Origin of the sequence: Halobacteriovorax sp. RT-1-1, assembly GCF_047085455.1 — a bacterium.
Taxonomy (GTDB): Bacteria; Bdellovibrionota; Bacteriovoracia; order Bacteriovoracales; family Bacteriovoracaceae; genus Halobacteriovorax_A.
The window spans coordinates 1,005,677-1,029,123 of the sequence record NZ_JBKIXZ010000001.1 but is presented as its reverse complement, the minus strand read 5'-3'; the positions used below and the strand labels follow the sequence as shown (position 1 = coordinate 1,029,123).

22 protein-coding genes are annotated in these 23,447 nt (G+C 38.0%); 6 read left to right on the top strand and 16 right to left on the bottom strand.

Features of this window, described 5'->3' with window-relative positions; genetic code table 11:
- The first annotated feature begins 3 nt into the window (after positions 1–3).
- Positions 4–828, top strand: a complete 825-nt coding sequence (locus tag ACMAWV_RS05110; protein ID WP_412469825.1) for an RluA family pseudouridine synthase — start codon at positions 4–6, stop codon at positions 826–828.
- On the opposite strand, the gene ACMAWV_RS05105 is transcribed toward ACMAWV_RS05110, so the two are convergent.
- The 3 genes from ACMAWV_RS05105 to ACMAWV_RS05095 all read right to left on the bottom strand — a co-directional run bounded on the left by ACMAWV_RS05105 (position 829) and on the right by ACMAWV_RS05095 (position 2,759).
- On the bottom strand, positions 829–1,014 hold the full coding sequence (locus ACMAWV_RS05105) for a hypothetical protein (RefSeq protein ID WP_392991121.1): 186 nt from the start codon (positions 1,012–1,014) through the stop codon (positions 829–831).
- Positions 1,015–1,100: 86 nt separating this feature from the next.
- Positions 1,101–1,646 carry a YceI family protein gene (locus tag ACMAWV_RS05100; RefSeq protein WP_103216568.1) on the bottom strand — a complete coding sequence of 182 codons (546 nt, stop codon included), beginning with the start codon at positions 1,644–1,646 and terminating at the stop codon, positions 1,101–1,103.
- Between the two features lie 93 nt (positions 1,647–1,739).
- Entirely contained in the window at positions 1,740–2,759 is a 1,020-nt protein-coding gene (locus tag ACMAWV_RS05095) for an ABC transporter ATP-binding protein (protein ID WP_412469826.1), read from the bottom strand.
- Positions 2,760–2,883: 124 nt separating this feature from the next.
- On the opposite strand from ACMAWV_RS05095, the gene ACMAWV_RS05090 reads away from it, so the two are divergent.
- Entirely contained in the window at positions 2,884–3,363 is a 480-nt protein-coding gene (locus ACMAWV_RS05090; protein ID WP_412469827.1) for a globin domain-containing protein, read from the top strand.
- Here ACMAWV_RS05090 and ACMAWV_RS05085 read toward each other — a convergent pair whose 3' ends face one another.
- The gene (locus ACMAWV_RS05085; RefSeq protein ID WP_103216565.1) at positions 3,364–3,774 is read right to left on the bottom strand and encodes a hypothetical protein; all 411 of its coding nucleotides are present in this window, start codon (positions 3,772–3,774) and stop codon (positions 3,364–3,366) included.
- A 64-nt stretch (positions 3,775–3,838) separates the two neighbouring features.
- On the opposite strand from ACMAWV_RS05085, the gene ACMAWV_RS05080 reads away from it, so the two are divergent.
- The gene (locus tag ACMAWV_RS05080) at positions 3,839–4,189 is read left to right on the top strand and encodes a NirD/YgiW/YdeI family stress tolerance protein (protein ID WP_412469828.1); all 351 of its coding nucleotides are present in this window, start codon (positions 3,839–3,841) and stop codon (positions 4,187–4,189) included.
- 15 nt (positions 4,190–4,204) lie between these two features.
- On the opposite strand, the gene ACMAWV_RS05075 is transcribed toward ACMAWV_RS05080, so the two are convergent.
- Entirely contained in the window at positions 4,205–4,501 is a 297-nt protein-coding gene (locus ACMAWV_RS05075) for a hypothetical protein (RefSeq protein ID WP_103216563.1), read from the bottom strand.
- A 111-nt stretch (positions 4,502–4,612) separates the two neighbouring features.
- On the opposite strand from ACMAWV_RS05075, the gene ACMAWV_RS05070 reads away from it, so the two are divergent.
- The gene (locus ACMAWV_RS05070; protein ID WP_103216562.1) at positions 4,613–5,506 is read left to right on the top strand and encodes a 1,4-dihydroxy-2-naphthoyl-CoA synthase; all 894 of its coding nucleotides are present in this window, start codon (positions 4,613–4,615) and stop codon (positions 5,504–5,506) included.
- Between the two features lie 35 nt (positions 5,507–5,541).
- Here ACMAWV_RS05070 and ACMAWV_RS05065 read toward each other — a convergent pair whose 3' ends face one another.
- From ACMAWV_RS05065 to ACMAWV_RS05050, 4 genes are all read right to left on the bottom strand, one after another.
- A complete protein-coding gene (locus ACMAWV_RS05065; RefSeq protein WP_412469829.1) occupies positions 5,542–7,689 on the bottom strand; it encodes a hypothetical protein in 2,148 nt (715 codons plus the stop codon).
- A gap of 35 nt (positions 7,690–7,724) precedes the next feature.
- The gene (locus ACMAWV_RS05060) at positions 7,725–8,078 is read right to left on the bottom strand and encodes a hypothetical protein (RefSeq protein WP_412462893.1); all 354 of its coding nucleotides are present in this window, start codon (positions 8,076–8,078) and stop codon (positions 7,725–7,727) included.
- A complete protein-coding gene (gene pepD / locus ACMAWV_RS05055; protein WP_103216559.1) occupies positions 8,078–9,508 on the bottom strand; it encodes a beta-Ala-His dipeptidase in 1,431 nt (476 codons plus the stop codon). Before pepD ends, ACMAWV_RS05060 begins: the two co-directional genes overlap by 1 nt.
- A gap of 67 nt (positions 9,509–9,575) precedes the next feature.
- Positions 9,576–10,469 carry a hypothetical protein gene (locus tag ACMAWV_RS05050; RefSeq protein ID WP_103216558.1) on the bottom strand — a complete coding sequence of 298 codons (894 nt, stop codon included), beginning with the start codon at positions 10,467–10,469 and terminating at the stop codon, positions 9,576–9,578.
- Positions 10,470–10,635: 166 nt separating this feature from the next.
- Between ACMAWV_RS05050 and acnB the strand changes: the two genes are divergently transcribed.
- On the top strand, positions 10,636–13,197 hold the full coding sequence (acnB, locus tag ACMAWV_RS05045; protein WP_103216557.1) for a bifunctional aconitate hydratase 2/2-methylisocitrate dehydratase: 2,562 nt from the start codon (positions 10,636–10,638) through the stop codon (positions 13,195–13,197).
- Positions 13,198–13,247: 50 nt separating this feature from the next.
- On the opposite strand, the gene ACMAWV_RS05040 is transcribed toward acnB, so the two are convergent.
- The 7 genes from ACMAWV_RS05040 to ACMAWV_RS05010 form a co-directional block, all read right to left on the bottom strand.
- On the bottom strand, positions 13,248–14,027 hold the full coding sequence (locus tag ACMAWV_RS05040; RefSeq protein WP_412469830.1) for a hypothetical protein: 780 nt from the start codon (positions 14,025–14,027) through the stop codon (positions 13,248–13,250).
- A gap of 111 nt (positions 14,028–14,138) precedes the next feature.
- The gene (locus tag ACMAWV_RS05035; RefSeq protein ID WP_412469831.1) at positions 14,139–18,209 is read right to left on the bottom strand and encodes a tail fiber domain-containing protein; all 4,071 of its coding nucleotides are present in this window, start codon (positions 18,207–18,209) and stop codon (positions 14,139–14,141) included.
- Positions 18,210–18,361: 152 nt separating this feature from the next.
- The gene (gene dmeF, locus ACMAWV_RS05030; protein ID WP_103216554.1) at positions 18,362–19,309 is read right to left on the bottom strand and encodes a CDF family Co(II)/Ni(II) efflux transporter DmeF; all 948 of its coding nucleotides are present in this window, start codon (positions 19,307–19,309) and stop codon (positions 18,362–18,364) included.
- A gap of 3 nt (positions 19,310–19,312) precedes the next feature.
- Positions 19,313–19,591, bottom strand: coding sequence for a metal/formaldehyde-sensitive transcriptional repressor (locus ACMAWV_RS05025; protein ID WP_103216553.1), 279 nt, complete (start codon positions 19,589–19,591; stop codon positions 19,313–19,315).
- 93 nt (positions 19,592–19,684) lie between these two features.
- Positions 19,685–20,239 (bottom strand): hypothetical protein, encoded by a 555-nt coding sequence (locus tag ACMAWV_RS05020; RefSeq protein WP_103216551.1) that lies wholly within the window; start codon positions 20,237–20,239, stop codon positions 19,685–19,687.
- A gap of 9 nt (positions 20,240–20,248) precedes the next feature.
- Positions 20,249–21,496 (bottom strand): diaminopimelate decarboxylase, encoded by a 1,248-nt coding sequence (gene lysA, locus ACMAWV_RS05015; RefSeq protein WP_392991102.1) that lies wholly within the window; start codon positions 21,494–21,496, stop codon positions 20,249–20,251.
- 1 nt (position 21,497) lies between these two features.
- Positions 21,498–22,136, bottom strand: coding sequence for a GNAT family N-acetyltransferase (locus ACMAWV_RS05010; RefSeq protein ID WP_103216549.1), 639 nt, complete (start codon positions 22,134–22,136; stop codon positions 21,498–21,500).
- A 140-nt stretch (positions 22,137–22,276) separates the two neighbouring features.
- On the opposite strand from ACMAWV_RS05010, the gene ACMAWV_RS05005 reads away from it, so the two are divergent.
- The gene (locus ACMAWV_RS05005) at positions 22,277–23,395 is read left to right on the top strand and encodes a hypothetical protein (protein ID WP_412469832.1); all 1,119 of its coding nucleotides are present in this window, start codon (positions 22,277–22,279) and stop codon (positions 23,393–23,395) included.
- Positions 23,396–23,447 lie beyond the last annotated feature (52 nt).

Genomic DNA, 23,447 nt, shown 5'->3' with positions numbered 1-23,447 from the left:
TTTATGACTAAATTTAGCATTACGGCCAAGGCCAATACAGATACAACAGCAGCGGACCTACTTGCAGAAAAATGTGCGAAGTCAGGAATTGAGCTTTCAAAAATTAAGATCAAAAATCTTATGAAACAAGGTGCTTGTTGGACAAAGACTGCAAAGCCAGAACGTATTCGCAAGGCCAAGACAGAAATAAAGCGCGGCCAAACAATTAAATTATATGTCGATCCAAATATCGGTGAATTCGATATGAGTTCAGTTCAATGTATGCATGAAACTCACCACTATGGCGTTTACTTCAAACCTGCTGGACTTCTATGTCAGGGGACAAAGTATGGCGATGAATACACAATTCTTCGCGAAGTTCACAAGCGCACTGGTCGCGAACCTTTTCTCATTCACAGGCTAGATAAAGAAACAGCAGGCCTTATGATGATTGCATATACAAAGAAAGCTGCTCGAGCGTTTTCTGATCAAATTAAGAATCACAAAATTCAAAAGACGTATCAGGCCGAAGTCAAAGGGAAGCCAGAAAAAATTAAGCGTCTTGAGAGTGTTATTGATGGAAAAGATGCTGTTCTAGAATATGAAGTGAAGAAATACCTCGATAAAACTGCTCTTGTAGAAGTTAATCTTATCACAGGCCGTAAACACCAGATTCGTATCCAATTTACTGAACTTGGTTTTCCAGTTATGGGAGATAATCGTTATGGTAAAGGTAATGGAAACGACACAGGTCTTGCCCTTATCGCTTCAAAATTAGTTTTTGATGATCCGTGGAGAAGTGGAAATTTAGTGACTGTTGAGCTTCCTGAAGAAAAGAGATTATTTTAATTACTTCTTTGTATTTTTAATACTATCTAACGAGATATTCTTAACTTTCAAGTTAAGCTCTTTCGCAATTGATTTTTTAACGAGTTCATTTTTATAGTCGACGATTGGATTCTTACTTCTTCTATTGATTGGAAATAAGTATTGGTCTTTTTCAAAAAATGCGATGTCGATTCTTCCGGCTTTCATACGCCAAAACTTAACATAGATTAAACTGACGTGCATCTATTACTTAGACTTATGCTACGTGTTCATTTTTAGAATGTAATATCAAGCTATTGAACATTGAATTCTAAATCAACTTTGTCGTGAATAACCTTATCTGCCACAGTGCCCAATAAAGATGATCGATATTTAATGCCAAATTTTGTTCGGTCAAAGCTAACTTTCCCCGTGGCCTTCTTTCCATCGTAGATCATATCGAATGTTAGTGGACGTGTAATTTTCTTAATCTTAAAGTCAGCAACGACTTTATATTTATTCTTTGCAATCTTTGTAATTGATTTTGTTTCCATCATCGCCGTTGGATATTTTTCGATCTCAAAGAAGTCACTTTGGCGAAGATGATTTTGTAGCTTATCCTTCCACTCACCTTCAAGATCACGCACATCGATTGTATTCATCTGCACAGTAAAAATTCCCTTAACAGGTTCTCCTTTATCATTGTGCTCAATCGTTCCTTTTTGAAATTTAACATGGCCCCAGTGCTTGCCACCAACTTTACTTGCATGCCATTTCAAAAAGCTTTTATCTGTATCGATCTCTTTAGCGAACGCTAGAATAGAAAGTAAAATACAAAAACCGATAATCAGCAACTTCATTCACTATCCTCCAAAAACATAACAACGTTAATAGTTGTAAGTATTCTAAGAGAAAACGAGATGCGCTAATAACTAAGTTTTCTTAAAGTTTGGTTAAACCGGTAAAAGAAAGGCATTCTCAAGATCAATAGCTAGTTTAACTTGTGAGCCAATGCTCACTTGAGAAGAGTCGGCCAATTGGAATCTTAGAATTTTTGCGTTCATTGTCGCAACTTCAACAAAGTCATACTCTCCGTGCCTAATTATCGACTTAACTCGTCCTTTTAGTTGTCCCTCACCTTCAACAAGCATTAGGTATTTTGGACGAAAGGCCAGATAAACAAATTGATTATTTGTTTTGAGATTATCAGTTACTTCAAATTGACCAAAGTCGTTCTTAACAACGACACGCTCACCTTTCCTCTCTGTGATTGGTCCTGCAACGAGATTAATCATTCCCCCGAAACGAGCGGCATCAATTGAGAGTGGCCTGTCATAGAAGTCTTGAGGCCTTTGATATGTTTGAAGTTTTGCACCACTAAGATAAATAATTCGATCACTTAATGAATAAGCTTCTTTCAAGTTGTGAGTGACAAAAAGTAATGAGATTTCATTTTCTTTGAAAATTTCAAAAATTTCATGGCACAAGGTAGCCTTTAGAAATTCATCAATATTAGAAAATGGTTCATCTAGTAAAAGAACGTCTGGTGCGACAACCATTGATCTCGCAAAAAGAAGTCTTTGCAATTGTCCCGCCGAAAGTTGATCGAGCTTCTTATGATCTTTATATTCAAGGCCAAAGATTTCAATCATATCACGTACGCGATTCGTATCAGCACTTGGCTCATGGGCCAGTAAATGACTTTCAATATTTTCAAAAACCGTTAGGTCCCAGTTAAGATTATCAACACCTGAAACCATCTCAATTTTTAAGTTCTCGGCCTTCTCAACTTCTCCACTTAAGGGAGTTAGCTTTCCCGTAAGAATATTAAATAAAGTCGTCTTGCCTGTTCCAGAAGGACCAAGAAGTGTTAAAACCTCACCCTTATGGAGATCGAAAGAGATCTTATCAAACTGACAAATTGATTTTTGATCAAAATTATAAGTTAAATTATTTACCGCTAATACTTTCATTAACCCTAGACTCTCCCAATGAAGACAATCTGTAAATACAGGGTTTAAGCAGAATTTAAGAAATCTTTGTTCAAAAGAAAAAATGTTGCCTACGACAAGTAAATTAAACCCCTAAGGAGTCTTTATGAATTTTGACAAGGATCTGATTATTGAATCATTTGCGAGAATTGAGCCCAATTTAAAAAATTTCACAAATGCTTTCTTTGATAATGTCGTTATTCTCGAACCAGGTATGCAGAAAGTATTTGCTCATGCTGATCGAGAGCAACTAAAGGCATCCTTTATTAGGGCCCTAAGTATAACAATAAATAATTTAAAGAACCCGGAATACCTGAAATACTACCTGCAGGGACTTGGCGGAAACCAGATTAAATACGAAGTTTCAGAGACTTTTTTTCCAATATTTGAAGAAGCCTTCATTCAAACATTAATGCTTTTTCATATGAATTCTTGGACTCCTAAACTAGAGACAGCATGGCGCGATTGCTTCTACTATATCGCAGAGTATATTTCTGACGGCATGGTGGATGCGACCCTGCGTAGAGAGTTTGAAGAATTTTTAGAGAAGAAAGAACATGTCGACTCTTTTAAAAAGGCAGCCTAACTACTTTCTAAAAAGTGTTGATTTGATTGTTAAATAATCACTACCTTCTTGCCACGTTTCACTTACTTCAACTTCATCTTCTGCAACGAAGTAGAAACGTAAAGTAAAGCCGTCTTCTTTTGAATAAATTGTAAGCTCGTCATTGTTAATGAAGCCAGAAACCTCTCCTTTGTAATAAAGAAGCGGCCCTCTTACCTCAAAGACAGAATAGGGATATTCAGCACTAAGGCCATTACAATTATATCCACCCTCTTGTATTTTAAATTTCGAAGCATCGTAAAAAAGCTTAAAATAGATTTGAGAACATTTTTGAGTTGATTTTGGAGTTTTTGCAACACCTTCACCAATCCATTTCCCACCAATACTAGCAAATGATAATTGAGTAAATAAAAAGAGAGTGATTAATTTCATGAGTTAATTATCTCTAGCTCTTGCCCTATAGTCAAAGGCCAACGACTTAAATATAATAATTGCTATGAATAAATTATTCCTTACCACGCTAATTTTTATTTTAACTTCTTGTGGCAGTTCAAAAACATTTTTGGGCCAAAAACAAGGAAGTGTATACTCTTCGACAATATTAAAGAGAAACCCTAGTGATGGTGCAGAAGTTGCTTTAAAAGCACGAATTCATAAGAAGCTCAAAAATAACTACTACCTCGTTCAAGACCAAGAGGGCATGATTCTCGTGAGAATTCCTGAGAAGTTATTTGGCCTAGATACTGACTATAATTATCAAACCCTCTTTCTACTGAAGGGTGAAACAGATAACGAATCAAAGCACTTCTATGTTGAAATAGAAGATCTTGAAGTCATTAAGCCTTAGTCAGCTATTTGCCTACTAATCCTCTGAGCGACAAATATCATCTCCGTAGCGACGACATTCACCATCTGAAGCACGAGAGTCGCAATAAGGAGTACAGGCCGCATTGATTCCACAGAAATCTTCTTTATACCTACGACATTCGCCATCAGAAGTTCTTGAAGCACAATGGGCAACGCATCGCCACTGACGATCCTGAGGTGGCCTGCCATCTTCAGTACAATAATAACGAGTACCATCCACAACGACAGTTACATCTGCACTCACATTGGAGGCTAAAAAGAATAGAAATGTAATAAGAATGAGATTTTTCATCCATCCATTAACTCACAACCCTGACATTTTGTTTAGACTGGCCGCACATAAAGTTATGAATGACACTTTAGCTCAGGCATTTTATATTGAGCGAAACAATAAGGAGATCACATGGTTTCAGATATTTTTGACCCAAGTGCTTGGAAAGAAGTTGAAGGCTTCGATTTCAAGGACATTACATACCACCGCGCTGTAGATCAAGGGACAGTTAGGATTGCATTCAATCGCCCAGAGTGTCGCAACGCATTTAGACCTCAAACAGTTGATGAGCTATACCGCGCCTTAGATCACGCAAGAATGTGGAGTGATGTTGGTGTTGTTCTTATTACAGGAAACGGACCATCACCAAAAGATGGTGGTTGGGCATTCTGCTCAGGTGGCGATCAAAGAATTCGTGGAAAAGACGGATATAAATATGTTGATGGTGACGGAACTCCAGACCCAGCAAAACTTGGAAGACTTCACATCCTTGAGGTGCAAAGACTAATTCGTTTTATGCCAAAAGTAGTTGTTGCAGTAGTTCCTGGTTGGGCAGTTGGTGGTGGACATTCACTTCACGTAGTTTGTGACATGACGATCGCTTCAAAAGAGCATGCAATCTTTAAACAAACGGATCCAGACGTTGCTTCATTTGACTCTGGTTACGGTTCAGCATATCTTGCTCGTCAATGTGGACAAAAACGTGCACGTGAAATCTTCTTCTGTGGTTTCAACTATAGCGCCGAAGAAGCATTTCAAATGGGTATGGTAAATAAAGTTGTTCCTCATGCAGACCTTGAGAAGGTTGCGCTTGAGTGGGCCAAAGAGATGAATTCAAAGTCACCAACAGCAATGCGTATGCTTAAATTTGGATTCAATCTTCTTGATGATGGTTTAGTTGGTCAACAGCTTTTTGCTGGTGAAGCAACTCGACTAGCTTACGGAACTGCTGAAGCACAAGAAGGCCGTGATGCTTTCGTTGAAAAGCGTGAAAAAGACTTCTCACAATTTCCTTGGCATTACTAAAATAAAACGGGGGCCTCCATGCCCCCTCGTTCTCTCTACTTCCATGAGAAAATTGTTGATAAATATTCTTTTGTTGCATTTTGACCTCGATCAATTATTGTCACCCCTATTTGATAGAAACCTTCAAGATCATATTTTCTTTTAAAAAAATTCTCGCTGAAATGACTTGATACAGTAAATTCATCGATCGTTTTACGGTCCAATATTTCGGATTCATTTTCACCAGAGAGGATCACTTGATAAAGAGTGTACTTATAAAATAGTTTATCAGCACTCACACAATTATCATCGGCATCTTTAAAGTGGAATTTTGGTAATTGTTTTCTAAATAATGGTGAATAATCAATTCGAGCAACTTCTTTTTCATCAGGAGGGGTAAAATCAAAACGTATAGGATTTGTCTCGATAATGACTGATTTTCGATTCCTCTTATCAACTGATTGAAAGTATACTTGAACCTCTTCACACTCTTTATAACCTAATCTAATTAAATCATGGCCATCAAGAAGTAGTTGATTTGTATTTTGCGGGAGTTTCTTCCATTCAACTTGTAGATAACTTTCTTTAGAGTAGTATCCGTAGTAAATCTCATTTACCTCTGACTTGTATTGATGATTCCAATAAAACCTTAACGGAGCCACCTTTGAGCCCCAGTTAGGAACCGGAGATTCATGAATAAAGCGATATGGAAATGCGACGGAGTAATTATAGTTAATATCAATCACCTGCTTTGCACCTTGATAACTTTCAAAGAGATTTACTTCATAAATTTCATATTGATTTCTAGAAAGCATATGAGAACTAGAGTTGATCATCGAGTAATGTCCATTAAGACAATTAACCTGTTCAACATTTTCATTGCTCACATCAAGTAAGCGAACATAGCTCCCTTGAGAACAGTCGCCTTCGATTAGATGATCCATCGAAAAGATATCAATTCCCTTAGGGGCAAGTCTAATATCATCTGAAGGAATATAATCAAATGAAGTTGAAAAATTATTTGTTTTATAATCAATATAGAAGTCATGGCATTCTGCAAAGATGGTTGTCTCCCCCTCAAGATCATATTCTTCAGGATAAACAATAAATGCGCCATCATCTTGTCTTAGAGGGATGTTATGGCCATTAAGAATAATATTCTCTGATTTTTTTGTGTATAACCTTACATGACCATTGAGATAAGAGCGACCACAGGTCCCACTGATAATATGACGACCTCTTGCCCCTTCATCGTACTTTCCTTTAGGAGCAATAAAGTGAGGTGAAGTTTCGGCTTGCTTAAAATAATAAAACAACATTCTAAGATTTGATCGAAAGTCCCCATTTAACCCTTCGATAGGAACCTGGTAAAGCATTTGTCCAGACTTCTTTCGTGCCAAAATATCAAGTTTATAACTGAAGTTTCCATTAAGACAGTCAATAATATTTCCATCAACACTAACGCGATCAAAACCTTTACAAGTACCGATGATATCGAGGTTATCATCAAAGACACCGACGATAGTCTCACTTAGAAAAATTGAATGATCATCATTTCTAAATTTAATTGGCCTAACAGTAAAATCAGAACTGTTACCATATTCATCAACTTGATTAATATAAAGATAAGTCTCAATACTTTCGGCATTGATTTTTGAAAAATAGATTGGCGCAAGAAATATACCGTTAGAACAACCTGCAGTTTTCACAAAGTCTGCAATATAGCTACCTCTTATAAAGACCGTTCCTTTTTTCTTACATCGACCAGAAACGTAAATAGTACGCCCGTAGTAATATCCGGCCATCGGCGTATCAACGACAACTTTTCCAGGCTTCTTTGTCACCACATTAGGAATTGAAATGGTAATTGAATAACCATCTTGAGTAATAAAAACGTCCTGGCGACCTTCGATATTATCTTGAAAGAATAAAACCTTGCGATACTTGTCATCAAAGCATTGAGAAGTGTATGCCTGATCTCTTGCCAAGTTATTTGAAAAAAAAGATATCAAAAGATTATTTGTACATTCCCCTTCAATAACAACTCTTTGTCCATTTAATCTTCTAGAGACTAAATGTGCTGTAAGGGATCCTTTTACAAGTTGCTGAGTAGTATTGACAGAACTAATCGTACGACTACGTTCTTGGCAGCCTTCAAGAAGAAAGATGAGAATAAGAATGGTGTAAATATACTTATATTCCACACCATTCTTATCGAGATTACGTCATTTTATCGAACTTAAAATTGATTAAAAATTGCCGTTAAAATTAATACGATAATTAAGTTACCAAAGAAAATTATATCTCTGAGGCTTATCGTTAAATTCAAGGCCTTAACAATCTCACTTTTTGAAGGAGATTTACCATTCTTTAACTGAAGTTGTTTAAATAGCTTTGATTCGATTTTCTTTTTAAAGTGCTGATCTTTAAAAAAAGCGATCCTGAGTCCAATTATAAGACAAACAAAGTATAACCACAGATTAGAAACCCCTAAATCTTTAGCAAAAATGTAAGTAATAATCATTGGTATTTGAACTACGATCAAATAAACAAAGAGAGTTAGAATATTATTTTGTATGCCAATAGTGAGCATTACATTAGCCTTTTAACGACTTCTAAAAATAAAAGCCAAGTCTTTTCAACTGAAGCAATTGAAACTTGCTCATCAGGAGAATGGGCACCAGTAATCGTCGGGCCAAAGCTAATGATGTCTACATCTGGCATCGCTTTAGAAAGGATTCCACATTCAAGGCCTGCGTGAATAGATGAAATCTTAGGAGCTTTACCTCTTAAGTCTTTAAAGACCTCTCCTGTAATTGAAAGAATCTTAGATTCTGGATTTGGTTTCCATCCAGGATATGCTCCTTCAAGAATGGCCTTCCCATCGAGATCTTTTTGAGCTGAAATCATTTCTTGAGCAAAGTTATCTCTCGCCTCTTCACTCGCACTACGAATGAGATTTGCCATATTAAACTTTCCAGCTTCAAGAGTGATAACACCTAAGTTTGTCGATGTCTCCACGACACCTTCAAAGTGTTGATCCCAAGCTTTTACACCGTGTTGACAATTACTAATTGCAGATAGGACTAGCTTAGAGTCCTCAATTGAAAGAGCATTTGCTTCTTCATTTAAAGTGGCCAATTCAAATTTTAGGCCACCTTCTGCATGTTGATTTTTCTCCCAAAGAGATTCAAAGTTTTCACGAATCTTTGGAAGGTTCACTTCGCTTGTATAGAAGTCAACAAAAGCTTCTCTTGCAATAGCATTTCTTAAAGAGCCGCCCTTTATTGATACAAGTTGGATATCATCAACGCCTGCAAAAACATTTGGGATTAACTTATTTGCATTAAGACGGCCACGGTGAATATCAATTCCAGAGTGTCCACCTTTTAAACCTTTAATTGCAATTCTTTGACGTACGCCTTTAGCAGCTATTTGATTAAATTCTTTTTCAAAAATTAAATCAACACCACCGGCACATCCAATAATTAGCTCATCTTCTTCTTCGGTATCAAGATTAAGCATAATCTTACCTTCAAAGTGATCACCCTTTAGCCCAATTGCTCCATGCATTCCAGCTTCTTCACAAGCTGTAAAAACACATTCTAATGGAGGGTGTGCAATATCTTTACTTTCAAGAAGTCCCATCGCAAAGGCACAACCAATACCATTATCCGCACCTAGAGTTGTTCCATTTGCACGTACCCAATCACCATCGATAATCGTCGTGATAGGATCTATTTTGAAATCATGTGAGTTACCTTCATTTTTTTGAGCAACCATATCAAGATGGCCTTGAAGGATAATAGGAGCCGAGTTCTCCCCCCCTAGCTGACCAGGCTTTTTGATAATGACATTGTTTACTTCGTCACGATATGTTTCTAAACCTAAACTCTTTCCAAATAGAAGTAATAAAGTTTGTACTGCCTCTTCGTGGTAGCTAGGCCTAGGAGTATCTAGTAATTTTTGAAAATTTGACCAAACATATTTTGGACTTAATTGATCGACACGTGATTGATTCATAAAATAACCTACTTGTTATGTTTATAAACAATCTACTATGAAGATCAATTTTAGCAAAGCCCAAAAGCTATGCTGCTTCTTCGCCATCATCTTCCTGTGAAAAAGGAAAATGTGGAAATTGAGGGTGATTTTGCGCTTCTTCAATTAAGTACTTATCGACAATATGTGGACGCCAACTCAAGTAAACACCATCAAATTTATCGAGACTTAAGTTTTCATCGTAATGGGGGCTTCTCTTCACATCCATATGATAGATATCGATACTGCCTTCTTTTTCAAAGTAATTTCTAAGGTTAGAGCCTCGAGATAAGTAGAGTTTGCGCACCGTCGACACGTCTGCAGCAGATTCAATATTCAAAATGATATTATAGTGGCGATAATCCACTGCTAGATTGATCGAATTACACTTTAAATCTGGCTTATAGTCATATCTTTTACAATCACTTGTCCCCAAATTATGAATGAGCAATACTTTTTCAAAGATTGCTCCACCATGCTTTTGTGCTGCTCTTGCGCGAGATTTCGAAATCGTTATGGAAGCGGCCCCTTTATAGCGCAAAAAGTCAAAATCAATTCCTGCAACAAAACCTGGTCGCAAGACATCATTAAGTAAGAGAGTAAAATCACTCTCATCTGACATGGCCACTAAGTGAGACAACTTAGAAGTGCTTATGGCCAAGTAGCGTTTTTGGCCATAGATATTCTTTAGCTCAACAATCGCCTTTGTCCCTGCATAAACTTCAATCCAATTTACTTGTTTTCTTGTTTGAAGCGCAATGTCACCAAAGATACCTGAATCAGGCCCTCCCATTAGGACATTACAGCCAAGACTTTTCATTAAGAGCTTAGAAAAATGCTGCACATAAGATTTATGTACATTTATATATTCTAACAACTCCTCTTTAAAAAAGATTTGTTCACATAATTTTTCCAACTCTAATTCGAATTCTTGCTTTTTCATGTCTGACCTATCGTCTTCCAAACGATACGCACTGAGTTAAAAAAAGTTAATTTAGTCAAGCCTCCTTAAAGCTGATAACGACTAGCAAAAGGCCCGAAAAGATGATAAAAAAGCATGTATAAATCAAATACAAAAAACTGAATTTAACTCAAAAAGTCGAGGATCTATGTCTAATTTTCTAGAAGATTATCACGCACATGTTGAGGAAAGGGCCAAAGAAGGTATTCCTCCATTAGCATTAACAAAAGAACAAGCAACAGAAGTTGTAAAACTTCTTGAATCTGAGCCAACTCAGGAGCTTTTAGATCTTTTAAAAGATCGTATCAATCCAGGTGTTGACCCTGCTGCACAAGTAAAGGCAAGCTTTCTAATTGGTATTACAAAAGGTGCACACACTTGTTCACTAATTTCAAAAGAATATGCAGTTGAATTATTAGGTACAATGGTTGGTGGTTTCAACCTTCAAGGCCTAACTGATATCGTAGCAGGAAGTGATGAAGCACTTGCAAAGCTTGCTGCTAAAGAATTAAAAAACCTTCCTCTTGCAGTAAACGTTTTTGATGACGTTAAAAAACTAGCAGATGGTGGAAATGCTATTGCTAAAGAGATCATCGAATCTTGGGCAAATGCAGAATGGTTTACTAATAAGCCACAAGTTGATGAGTCAATCAAAACTGTCGTTTACAAAGTAGACGGTGAAATCAATACAGATGACTTCTCTCCTGCTCCATTTGCATTTACAAGAGCGGATATCCCTCTTCACGCAAATGTTATGGGTGGATCACTTTTCCCAGAAGGTCCAAAGCAAATCTCAGACCTTAAAGAAAAGTTTAACCTTCCTGTTACTTTCGTTGGTGACGTTGTTGGTACAGGTTCTTCTAGAAAGTCAGCAATCAACTCTCTTCTATGGTGTATTGGTGACGATATTCCTTTCGTACCTAACAAGAGACGTGGTGGTGTTATTATCGGTCAAACAATTGCTCCGATCTTCTTTAACACTGCTCAAGACTCTGGTGCTCTTCCAATCCACGGATTTGATGTATCAGCGCTTACAACAGGAACAGTAATTGAAGTTCGTCCACTTGAAGGAAAGATCCTTGATGAGAAAGGTAGCGAACTTGCAAAGTACGATGTTGCCCCAGAAACAATTCTAGATGAGTATAGAGCTGGTGGTCGTGTTCCTCTAATTATCGGAAAAATGCTAACAGATAAAGCAAGAGCGTCTCTTGGACAAGGAACTGCTGATGATTCAGGAATCTTTGCTAAGCCACACACAACTCTTGCACACGAAGGTCAAGGTTATACTCTTGCTCAAAAAATGGTTGGGAAAGCATGTGGAGTGACAGGAATTCTTCCAGGTACTTCATGTCTTCCAAAAATGACAACAGTTGGTTCACAAGATACAACTGGGCCAATGACAAGAGATGAGATGACTGAGCTTGCATGTCTAAAGTTCAATGCTGATCTTGTAATGCAATCATTCTGTCACACAGCTGCTTATCCAAAGCCAAGTGACGTTATCACTCACGCAACTCTTCCAGAATATATCAGAAACAGAGAAGGTGTAGCACTAAGACCAGGTGATGGTATTATCCACTCTTGGCTTAACCGTCTTCTAATTCCAGATACTGTTGGTACTGGTGGTGACTCTCACACTCGCTTCCCTCTTGGAATTTCATTCCCAGCAGGATCAGGGCTTGTCGCATTTGCTGCGGCACTTGGTGTTATGCCACTTGATATGCCAGAATCAGTTCTTGTACGTTTCACAGGAAAGTTACAACCAGGTATCACTCTTCGTGACGTTGTTAACATGATTCCTTACCAAGCAATTCAAGAAGGTCTACTAACTGTAGAAAAGAAAGGTAAGAAAAATATTTTTGCTGGTCGTATTCTAGAAATGGAAGGTCTTCCAGATCTTAAACTTGAGCAAGCATTCGAACTTACTGATGCAACTGCAGAAAGAAGTGCTGCTGGTTCAACAATTAAACTAAGCCGTGAAACAGTAGTTGAATACTTAAGATCAAACGTTGCTCTTATGCAGTCAATGATCGCAAACGGTTTTGGACACGTTGGAACACTAGAGAGACGTATCGCAGAAGTTAATGATTGGATTGAAAATGGTGAGCTGATGGAAGCGGATGCAAACGCTGAGTACGCTGCTGTTATCGAAATCAATCTTGATGAAATGAAAGAGCCAATCGTTGCTTGTCCAAACGATCCAGATGACGTTAAGAAACTAAGCGATGTTCAAGGTGATAAAATTGATGAAGTATTCATCGGTTCTTGTATGACAAATATCGGTCACTTCAGAGCGGCCGCAACTGTTCTTGAAGGTCAAGGTCAAGCTGATGCAAGACTTTGGATCTGTCCTCCAACAAAAATGGATCAAGATCAACTAACAAGAGAAGGTTTCTACGCGAAGTTCGCTGCTGCTGGTGCTAGACTTGAAATGCCAGGTTGTTCACTATGTATGGGTAACCAAGCACGTGTTAAAGATGGTGTAACAGTGTTCTCAACTTCAACTCGTAACTTCAATAACCGTATGGGTAAAGATGCTCGTGTTTACTTAGGATCTGCTGAGCTTGCTGCTATCGCTGCAAAACTTGGTTACCTACCAAAACCAGATGAGTACCTAGAGATGATGCAACCACTTCAAGGTAAGGACGATTCAATCTATCGTTACCTAAACTTTGATCAGATGGAAAATTTCTCAATTGATGAAGCTTAATAAAAGCAACATAGATAAAAAAGAAAGGGAGCTTAATAGCTCCCTTTTTTTTATTCGCAAAATTCTTTAATTACTTTCTTAACTCTTTTGATCTCAACTCTCCTTCCCGTGTACGGAGCAAACTCTCCATACCAACGATTATAGTGAAAGAATTTATCTCCATAATTGTAGCGAACCTTTTGCAGCTCTCCAGGAAAATTACTATCAACTGCATAAAGAGTATAACCTGTTCTCGTCTTCTTCATATCCACAACAAGCCAAGCGTGAGCATCGATTCCCTTAATTTGTAATTTCTGATAAGTCACATCACCTTGATTAACAACGCGATCATAAAGTCCATCCATCATCTTTCTCATACCATTTTCGCTTCGCTTAGCTGTTCCAAGTAAACCAATCACCCACTGCTGATTAATAAACCCATCAGTTCTTTGCCAGGCCTCAAGTTCATTTTGAATTAAGTGATCATTATCAATTGAGAACTCTCTTAAGTTTCGATAACCAGGAATCTCAACGACACTACGGCCTCGACGAATTGCTTTTATGATAGTCTTCGCTTCATCTTCTGATGGTTTCGAATACTCTGGCCTAAAGATTCCAAGATAAAGGGCATTACGATGAAAGCGCGAGTGCCACCAACAAACACCACCATTAAGAAGGCCTCCGTAATTTCTAAAGCCCATGTGAGCACTTATCTTTGTCATCATCTGATTCCTAACAAAGTGCTTATTTTCTCTTTCTTTACAGAATTTCTGCTTAGTCGTTTGGGCCATGGCAGAATGTGCGCTAAATGTTGTTAACGCTATCAAAAGTGATAGATAAATAGATCTCATAGAATCGTCCCGTGTTTTTGTTCTAGATGGATTTTTATAACGCATCGCCACCAAACTCAAGGGAGCCTATAAAATCTTCTGTAAAACCATGGGAGTCTTTTGTAATTACGACTACTTAGATTGTTTACTTTGACAAATCTTCGCTTTCGGATTCATTTCACAAAGAGCTTGCTTAAGCATCTGATTCTCTTCTTCAAGCTTTTTAGTTCTGGCCTCAAGAGAAGCAATATCTCTTCCCTGATCCTTTGAAATAGAAAATAAACTCTTAACGGCTTCAATAAGCGGCGCAACTAATTTTGCGTAAGCAACACTTAAATAACCATTCTCATCTTTTGATACGGCCTCAGGAAATACCTTCTCTACGTTTTGAGCAATAACACCGATATCTCTTCCTTCTTTAAAGTTCTTTTGAGGGAATTCATCTTTTCTCCACTCGAAATAAACTCCATCTAGAAGAGAGAGCTTATCTAAAATTGAGATTTCACTAGAGATCGATGTCACTTTCTTTTTGAGACGCTCATCAGATGTTGAGTCAAAGGCTGCTGTCCCTCTAACTGATCCATTTACATCTAAGGCAAAGGACCCACTTGGCGTAGTTGTAAGAATCCCTACGTTTCCATTTGTTCCGTTTACATTTAGCACATCAGTAAGAATGGCATCCCCAACTGAAAGATTAATGTCTCCAGCAAATGCATGCATGCGCATTCCATTAGCTGTTTCAGGTGCTGAGTGAAATAGCATGACATCAGACCATGAAGCATCAGGAAAATCTGCGGCCCAGTCATAATTTGAATTAAGAAGCGCAAAACCGGCTTCTGAACCATCCGCAAGGAGTGTGAAGTTTACTTCAGAAGAAATTCCAACATTAGAATCTTGAATTTTCATTTCCGCATGAGAGTCCGAAATATGAAGATCGGCCGCTGGTGTATTTGTTCCGATTCCAACATTACCACCAAGGTTTACATAGAGACCTTCATCTAGACCAGAATAAGAAATATAATTGGCCCCAATTTGAAAGTTCTGCGTGGCCATGTGACTTCCAAGATCATCACCAGATACTGTAAGATCCGCAGGTTCCCACTCAGAAAAAGTACCATTCCAAGTTAAGACTTGTCCGTTAGAAGGAGGATTTGGAGATACACTTCTAGATTGTAATGTCGTATCACTTGCAGGAAGATTATACAGGTTTGTTGCATCTAAGGAAGGCAGTTTACCATCTAATTCAAGACGAAGTAACTCTCCACCCGCATTTGATGTTAATAGAGTTATATCGTAATAGTCACCAACATCAGAAATACTAAAGTCAGTGCTAAAGTTAAAACCTTTAAATTGAAGTTCGCTACCATTCTTTTGTGCAAATACCCCGTAAGAACCACCGAGATTACTGGCCGTATTGACTTCACCTGCGGCAGCAATACCTGTTAATTGTGAGCCATCGATAGCAGGTAGTCGTCCAGAAGCATCAAGACGTAGTAATTGGTTTGCTCCATTAGAAGTATTAACTCCCACTTGAACATCATTTACATTTTCAGTAATAGCAAGGTCACTCGTTACTGTCAGACCTTTTAATTCAAGATCAACACCTGTCTTTTGTTTAAATAAGCTAGCACCACCGACACTAGAAATCGTATTAGACTCCCCACCTGCTCCCGCACTTATTGTTTGCGGCTCCCATTGAGAAGCAGTGTTATTCCACACAAGGGCCTGCCCATCAGTAGGAGCAGTAGAAGCAACGGCACGAGATTGAATTGTATTATCCGATGTAGCAATACCAGTTAACTGTGAACCATCAACAGCAGGTAAACGTCCGAAAGCATCAAGTCTTAAAAGCTCGTTGGCCGCATTTGCAGTTGTTACATTAATTTGCACATCATTAGTATTACCTGTCAGAGTAATATCACTTCCACCAGTTAAACCTTTAAAGACGAGATTCGTTCCAACTTTTGCTTGGAATAAACCTTCTCCTCCAGCACTAGAAGCAGTATTGGCTTCACCACCGGCACCACCAGTAACAATTGTAGTTGGTTCCCATTGAGAGCTTGTACTATTCCATAAAAGAGCTTGTCCATTGGCAGGAGCAACAGCAGATACTGTACGAGATTGAATTGCTGTTGCATCAGAGCTTCCACCAGCAATTCCTGTTAGAAGAGATCCATCAATCGCAGGTAGACGACCAGAGGCATCCAGTCTTAAAAGTTGATTTGCACCATTTGATGTATTGATCTGTAGATCAACAGTATTCGTACTACCAGAAACAGTGAAGTCTGTAGATCCTTGAAGACCTTTAAGAATTAAATCAACACCCGATTTTTGCTTGAAAAGTGAAACTCCTCCAGCACTTGAGATTGTGTTATTCTCACCAGACCCACCACCAGAAATAATCGTTTGTGGCTCCCACTGTGAAGTTCCGTTATTCCAAACAAGCGCCTGTCCATCGGCAGGAGCAGTTGTCGCAACATTGCGAGTCTGAAGAGTTGTCGCATCAGAGCTTGCAGCAGCAAGTGTTTGAGGCTCCCACTCTGAAACAGAATTATTCCAAGTAAGAACCTGGCCATCAGTTGGCGCAGTTGATGAAATATCTCTCGTTTGTAAGCTAACAGCATCACCTGATGCAGAAGCCGCAATACCAGTTAAAAGAGATCCATCTAGTGCAGGAAGACGTCCGAAAGAGTCAAGACGAAGAATCTGTCCCGCTCCATTTGAAGTATTTATTCCGATTTGAATATCATTTGCATTTCCTGTTAAAGAAATATCAGTAGTATTTGATAGCCCTTTAAAGACTAAGTTTGAGCCTACTTTATTTTGATAAATTGCTTCGCCACCTGCACTTGAGGCCGTATTAACTTCACCACCAGCACCTCCAGCAGTAATAGTGGCAGGCTCCCACTGCTGACTTACATCATTCCATAAAAGTGCCTGACCATTTGTAGGTGCGGCAGCAGAAACATCTCGTGATTGTAAAGTTGTATCCCCACCACCTGCTGCGATTCCAGTTAGCAAAGAACCGTCGAGTGCCGGAAGACGACCAGAAGAATCTAATCTTAGAAGTTGATTGGCACCGTTGGCCGTATTGATTTGAAAATCAACTGTATTTGTACTCTCATTAATAACGAAATCAGATGAACCTAAAATACCACGCATAACAAAGTCCACACCAGACTTCTGCTTAAAGATAGAAGCACCAGATGCTGTCGACATCGTGTTAGTTTCACCACTTCCACCACCTCCACCAGAGATGCCTGTTAACTGGGAACCATCAAGAGCAGGTAGTCTTCCAAGAGAATCAAGTCTTAGAAGTTGGTTTGCACCATTTGCTGTGCTTATTTGAAGACCAAGAGAGTTTGATCCTTCAGTAATATTAATATCAGAAGATGGAGAAAGACCTTTAAACTGAAGCTGACTACCAACTTTTTGTTTGAAGATTGAAGTTCCACCAGTTGAGTAAACTGTATTGGCCTCTCCAGTTCCACCTCCACCACCGCTTGCGATAGTTGAAGGAACCCAAGAAGAATTACTACTGCTCCAAACAAGTGCCTGGCCATCAGTAGGAGTGATATTCGAAACGAGTCGATTGTGAATTGAAGTTGCATTTGTTGAAGAACCACCTTCATCTGTACCAATAACCCAATTTGTTCCATTGAACTTTAAAATAGAGCCTGAGATTGCTCCACTTGTATCTGTATCGTAAAGATCATCAACTGTGAGATTAACCGCACCTAACTTTCCATTAACAGAGGTAACGCTAGAAGTTGGTTGATTAGCAGGTGCCCACTTTCTTGTGATGGCATTGTATTGGAGTATCTGCCCATGAGAAGCACCAAGATCTGGAAGATCAACATTAATCGTAAACGTGCTTGCACCATTTGCACTTTGCAAAGTCATCGTAAGAATTTGATTTAGAGGAAGAAGAGTATTTGAAAGAGCATCTGCAATGATTTCTCCCTCATTTTGCGATCCAATTGAAAAGTCTGAAGTCGTCCCACTCTTATCAGTGATGCGAATATTTTCAACCTTATGAAGACTTGAACCTACAATTCTAAGCTTATCACCTTGAACACTAATATTGCTTACCTGAACTTCTCCACGTGAATTTTCACGACGTTGAATCTCAGGCACACAACTAGTAACCAGTAGCTGTAGGCATAAAATATGAATGTATGATTTCTTAAATATCTTCATCATTTCGCCTCTTTATCGACGAGCTCAATTAAATTCGTATGAGAATTTTAATACAAATTAAAAATCGGCAAATAAAGTACTGAAATGATAAGAGGTAGACTAAAAAGATGGGGCATTGCTGCCCCAAAAATACGGCATTTTAAATACTTATAAAATTATGAATTTGTACAAAGACGCTCTTCCACAATGAGATGAGAAATATTGTACTTAGCTAAAATTTTCTCGCGGTAGTATTCACTCCCCTTCAAATTACAATTGTAAATCATCACTTCACAAGCATGAGCATTTGGAGCAATTCTCCAGAGGTGAAGGTCTGCTATTTCTATATCATCATCGTGAGAGAAAAGTTTTCTAATCTCTTCCTCATCAAATAATTTAGAGTTCCCATCAAGTAGTTCCCAGACTGTATCTTTAGCAAGTCCCCATGCCCATTTTAAGATAACGATGGCACCTAGAATTCCAATAATAGGATCGGCCCAGTTCCAACCAAAATACTTTCCAGCAAAGAGTGCCGCAATGGCCATGACAGAAGTTAGAGCATCGGCAATAACATGAAGAAGTGCTGAGCGGTGGTTGTGGTCATGAACATGGTTATGGCCATGACTGTGATCGTGACTGTGACCGTGATCATGTCCATGATGATGATCATGGGAGTCCCATAGAAGAACTGCACTTAGGATATTTACAATTAAACCAATGATGGCCACAAGGATGGCCGTTTCAAATTTAATTTCCATTGGATTTAAAAAGCGGCCAATAGATTCAACTCCCATCACAATAGCAACAATTCCCAACATAAGCGCACTTGTGTAGCCTCCCAAAGGAATCATCTTACCTGCACCAAAGCTAAGCTTTTCATTTATTTTTTCTGAGCGGGCCAAGCGGTAAACGATAACAGTTATCCCAAGTGCACCAACGTGAGAGCCCATATGCCAGCCATCAGCAAGTAAGGCCATTGACCCCGTAAAATAACCATAGCCAATCTCTGCTACCATCGTGACAAATGTTAAAAGAATAACAAGCATCGTTCTCTTTTCATTTGAGCCTAGACGATCATCTTCTAGGACATAATTATGTGGTTCTAAATGTTCTTTATGTTTCATACTTTACTTCCAATAAGTTTTTATTAAATTTACTAATTCAATTGCAGCTTCATCCTGAGGAGTCTTTGGATCAAGTGGTGAAACCATCACATGGTTCTTCACATGTTCTTCAATCAACTCTCCAGTTAGGCCATTAAGTCCACCGCGACACGCGGCCAGAGTTTGTAGAATGCTGTAGCAATCCTTATCTTCTTCAAGAGCACGCTCAACCGCTTCAAGTTGTCCCTTGATACGTCTTATTCGCGTGATAATTTTTTTCTTATTTTGATGAATATGGGCCATCGTTAACCTCCGCTCACCATACTATACCCCAGTATAATATATAAAGATAGAGCGAAGAAATACCCTGTAAAATCAACCACTTAAAAAACATTGTTAATCAAAGCTTTGTCTAAAGTATGAACGAGGAAATTTTAAAAGCTCAAGTTTAGGAATATTGAAGTCCCCAATTTTTGTATCATTGAGTGTTACGGCATAGAACTCATTCTTGCCTTCTTTTCCAATAACGAAAACATTTAACTCCTCACCTTGCATGAAGAGCTTGTGTTCACCAAACTTACGGTATTCACCAAAGGTAGTCTTTTGATCTTCAAGTGGAAGTGTTTCCGGTCCTAAAGGTAGACGAAAACGATAACTACTAACAAGGTTTCCAGCAACAATCATAGCATTACCGCGATTAAGTTTCGTTGTGGCCTTGTTAATGAAGTAATCCATAATATAAGCGATAAGATCGACATCTTTTAAATTAAGGTCATAAATCTTTTGTTCGTTACCTTCTAAACGAGACTGACGATTTAAAATCACTTGTGAAATAAAAACATTTCCTGAAGGATGTAAAATACGAACCGTATTACCTTGATCCTTTGAAATATCCCATGCCCATTCTGTTGTTGGAAAAAGTGGTGTTAGTGTTACAGTTTTTGAATTCATATTTGGATCCTAATCACATTGTTCCAAGTAGTAAAGATCTTGGTAAGTTTCTCGCTTTCTTATTAAACGATTTTTATCGCCATCAACAAGCAACTCACATGCTCTTGGTCTTGAATTATAATTACTAGACATCGTAAAGCCATAAGCTCCACAAGAGCGAATTGCTAACAACTCTCCCTCACTTAGTTCAAGCTCCCTATCTTTTGCAAGATAATCCCCTGTCTCACATACTGGGCCAACGATATCAAAATTTTCTTTTATTCCTCTAATTGATTGATCGACTTTGATGACTTCTTGCCATGCTTGATAAAGGGCCGGTCGCATTAAATCATTCATTGCCGCATCAACAATAGCAAAATGCTTCCCCTCATTTTCCTTAATGTACTCAAGCTTTGTCACAAGTATTCCCGCATTAGCAGCAATCGCTCGACCAGGTTCAAAGATAAGTTCTAACTCAGGATAGTCCTCAAGGCTCTTAATTACTTGAGCAAGATATTCACTTGGATGAGGAGGAACTTCATCACGGTATTTAACTCCTAATCCCCCTCCTAGATCAATATGTTTAAGGGGCGTACCGTTTTTTCTTAGAGTATCAACTAATTGTTTTAGCCTCTCTAATGCCTCTAGAAAAGGACCGATATTAGTAAGCTGCGAACCAATGTGGCAGTCAATGCCTTCGACACTGATCGAGTCTAATGAATGTGCGATGTCATAGACTTCTTGCGCTTTTTGAAATGAAATACCAAATTTATTTTCTTTTAAACCTGTTGCAATATATGGGTGCGTTTTAGCATCGACATCTGGATTCACTCTAATTGAAACCGGTGCCTTCTTTTTCATTTTTTTAGCAACTTCATTAATTCTTCTAAGCTCAGCTACTGATTCGACATTTAAGCATTTAATACCTTTTTCAAGTGCAAACTCAATTTCATCATAAGACTTTCCTACCCCAGAAAAAACCGTCTTTGATGCTTGTCCACCTGCTGCCAATACTCTTTCAAGTTCACCACGAGAAACGATATCAAAACCACTGCCCATTGCGGCCAGTTCTTTTAAGATATTAATATTTGAATTCGCCTTAACTGCATAACAAATTAAATGACGATGCTCTTTTAAAGGTTCTTGAAAAGCTAGAAAGTGTCTCTTAAATGTTTTCAAAGAATAGATATAAAGTGGAGTTCCATACTTTTGAACAAGATCGGCTACTTTATTATCCTCTGCAAATAATTCATTTTCTCTATAATTGAAAAAATCCATTTTAGTCCTTATCTACTTCTCTAGTTATTAAGCTGCATTCATACAGCATTCCTAATCCGCCATTAAATGATATTTTTAAGAAACCTTGGCCTTCTTCTTTTAATTTAAAACCGTACTTCTCATGCATCTTAATAGAGGTTTTATTTTTTGCATTAACAACATAATAAGCTTTCGTTGAAATTTGCCCAATGTGTTTAAGTCGCTCTTGAGTTAAGAGATCACCAATACCACGGCCACGATATTCTGGAAGAACAGTAAGTCCCATAAGATACCAACCGACAGGTGCTTTGTACTTATACTGATTGACCATTTCTTGTGTATAGAGAATTGATCTTCCATAACCAACTATTTCTTCATCAAGAATGGCAACAATCAGATGAAAACCTTTTAAGTTTCCACCACGGGCCAACTCTTTTTTCGTTCTTTCAAAAAAGAAAGAATAATCAAGGTTTGGATCAATATTATTTTCATTAATAATACGAGCAATGGCCTGAGCATCATCATACCTAGCATATCGTGTTTTTATTTCGTCAGGTACAGGCCTAGACTTATGATCCACAATATAAGGACAGTATGAATTATACTCTTTATATGTTTTAGACGATGACTTCAATGTTTGAGTAATTAACTTTTTAAACATAATTTAATCTATTATAGCTCATCCATAAAAGTGGTGGAGATTATTAATTCAATTAATAAAGTTTTTATTTTAGATGATGTTCTTATGTGTTTTAATTGTGACAAATACAAACTATTTAACAATGACCGACCAATTTACTCATGAAAAAAATATATAAAAAGATATTCATAGGCTTGGCCCTTACTTTCATCACTGGCCTAGTCATTCTTATCCTAAATTATAAATGGGTGATCAAAAAGTCTCTTGCCATGGCGGGAGTAAGAATAGAGCAAGTTGAAAAAATCAGTATAGGCCATTGGGCCCTCCATAACTTGAGCTATCAAATAGATGAAAAGAATATATTAAAAATCAAAACTGTTAATATCGACTTTTTAGAAATTGATGTCGATGCAAAAAATATCGATCGCTATTTGCAGGCGCTAAATTCCAAAATAAAAGTGAGGGCACAAGAAATTCAATTACAAAAATTCAAACTTAAAAGCATGAATTGCTTTGTTCATAAGAAAGAAGGGACAATAATTGAAGTAAGCCAAATTTTTATTCCTGACTTTGGTTCTAAGAATCGAGGTAACCTAACTTTTAACTTAGTAAATCTAGAAGATATTCGTTTCAAATATAACGATCTTGATATTAACAATGTCATTAAATACTTTGATGCATCTTTAGGGCTCTCTGGATTAATTAACATCAATGCACAAGTGAATGGTGATATCAAAGCAAGTGTTTCAGGAAAGAACTTAGTCTTAAAAGGCTTTAGGGTTGATGATGTTATTACAAATTTTTTAGACACTCGCAATATTGGAATCATCGACGCCGCGGCCGTCTTGGCCTTAGGACCAATAGGCCTTCTCTATACAAGTGCGGCCAGCCTTGGACAAACGATTGGAGGTTTTCGAGGAGGAGACACAAACCTTAAGCAAGTCAATGCTGCAATAACACTTACGGGAGATCTTATAATCTTTGAAGATGTTGCAGTGGCAACACAAGAGCACTTAATCATTGCTCAAGGTGGAGCCAATATTGAGAAGCAAACTTTTAAAGATCTCGTTGTTTCAGTAATTGATGAAAAATATTGCCCGGAACTGCAACAGATAATTAAGGGAACATTTTCAAAACCAGAAATTTCAAAAACCAAGGCCTTCCTCGACACGGCCACGGCCCCAGTCTCAAGTGTAACTAGTTCAACATTCCAATTTGTCGGCGTTGGAAAATGTAAGCCAATCTATAAAGGCGTTGTTAAGCATCCTGAGCTAGAGTGAACAGTTTGCAAAGAGCGCAAAATTTAAAATGACACATTACACATAGTGAGAA